This is a genomic window from Bartonella sp. MR110HLJHH (genome assembly GCF_042194225.1).
Lineage (GTDB): Bacteria > Pseudomonadota > Alphaproteobacteria > Rhizobiales > Rhizobiaceae > Bartonella > Bartonella grahamii.
Window position 1 is genome coordinate 1 of the sequence record NZ_JBHIMQ010000056.1, and the last position, 1,532, is coordinate 1,532.

General features: G+C 36.7%; 2 protein-coding genes. Both read right to left on the reverse strand.

What is annotated here, in order from left to right; translation table 11 throughout:
• Positions 1 to 119: 119 nt before the first annotated feature.
• Positions 120 to 842 carry a hypothetical protein gene (locus tag ACFIKB_RS09235; RefSeq protein WP_375653458.1) on the reverse strand — a complete coding sequence of 241 codons (723 nt, stop codon included), beginning with the start codon at positions 840 to 842 and terminating at the stop codon, positions 120 to 122.
• Positions 843 to 918: 76 nt separating this feature from the next.
• Complete coding sequence (locus ACFIKB_RS09240; RefSeq protein ID WP_375653461.1) at positions 919 to 1,488, reverse strand: hypothetical protein; 570 nt, start codon at positions 1,486 to 1,488, stop codon at positions 919 to 921.
• Positions 1,489 to 1,532 lie beyond the last annotated feature (44 nt).

A 1,532-nucleotide genomic window follows, 5' to 3' on the forward strand; every position in this document is an offset into this window, starting at 1 on the left:
AAATCCATATTTTTCTGCCATTTCTTTTAAAAAAGTAGAATTTGTCATCTTGATTTCCTACATTGCGCGCAATTCACGTGTGGCGTGAATCACGCTTGTGTTAAAAGGCTGGTTTGTTGTTAAATTTTTATGTCTTGAGGAATTCTCGTGTTTCCGCGAATATTAGCTAATCCACGAATTTCGGCATTTCTAAAAATCTTGACTGCGTCATAAATGCGAGCACTATCATAAACTTTTGCATCTCCAAAAATCTCAACATTTCCATAATTAACATCATCCTCATACGTGAAATTGGAGCATGATATAATGACATCACCATAAACTTTAGCATTGTTATAAATGAGAGCAGGACCACAAATTATTGCGTTCCCATATACACGAGCATTGTCGTAAACCTTGGCACTATTCTTTATTCGTGCATTCTCAAAAACTGCTGCGTCACCATAAATACGTGCGTCATTGTAAACTTCTGCATCACCGCAAACATGAGATTTGTCGCGAACAACAGCATCACCAAAAACATGTGCACTACCAGAAACCTTGGCATTACCGTAAACAACAGCACGACTGTAAACTTGTGCATCAGAATAAACTGAAGCATTTCCACTAATACAAGCGCCATCAAATATCTTAGCATTATGAAAAATGGTAGCGCTTTCATACACCTTGGCATCATCATACACCCAGCAATTACCTTTATGACCTAAGTTATATTCCTTTTCAATAAAACCACCAAGATCTCCTTTTTTGACATCATCAAAATCCCTTAAAGCACGAATACGGTGAAGAGTTTTTCCATCAAACTGAATTGTTTCATCAGTAAGTTTGTATTTCTTTTTCATGGTTTATTTCCTTGATTTGCGTACAATTCACCCGTGGCGTGAATCACGCTGGTGTTTAAAAATTGGTTTTTCGGTGTTAGAAACGGCTTATGTAGCTTATATCGCTTGCTGAATAGTCACTTTCGTAGATGATTGAATTGCGTCCACGAATTTCAAGATTACCAGAAATATTTACATTATCGAAAATATATACTCCATCTAGAATTTTCATATTTCCGGAAATGTGTGCTTTATCACTTATATAAGCATCTCCATAGACACGGGCATTGCCATAAACATGGCCCAAAACTCGAGCCTCACCATAAATTTGTGCATTGCCGTAAATTTGCGCATCATATTCAACATATGCTTCACCGCAAACTTTTGCATTTTCATAAACACGCGCCCTGCCTGTAATTTTTGCGCGTTCAAATACTTGTGCATTGCCGAAAATCTTAGCGTCACCATAAACCATAGCTTTATGCCAAACCCAACAATCGCCTTCATGCGATAGGTTGTCTTCTTTTTGTATATAGCCGCCTAAGTAACCTTTTTTAATATTTCTAAAATCTCTTAATGCACGTATGCGATAAAGTTTTTTACTTTTATCGGTTCTTGCATCATGAAATTCTTTTATTTCATCAGTAAGTTCATATTTCTTTTCCATGATTACTATTTCTCACGTTCTTCGATTACGGTGGAGCCACTAAT

Bases quoted from the DNA above. Each gene is read 5' to 3' on its own strand.
- ACFIKB_RS09235 (WP_375653458.1), bottom strand. From the start codon at position 842: ATGAAAAAGAAATACAAACTTACTGATGAAACAATTCAGTTTGATGGA.
- ACFIKB_RS09240 (WP_375653461.1), bottom strand. From the start codon at position 1,488: ATGGAAAAGAAATATGAACTTACTGATGAAATAAAAGAATTTCATGAT.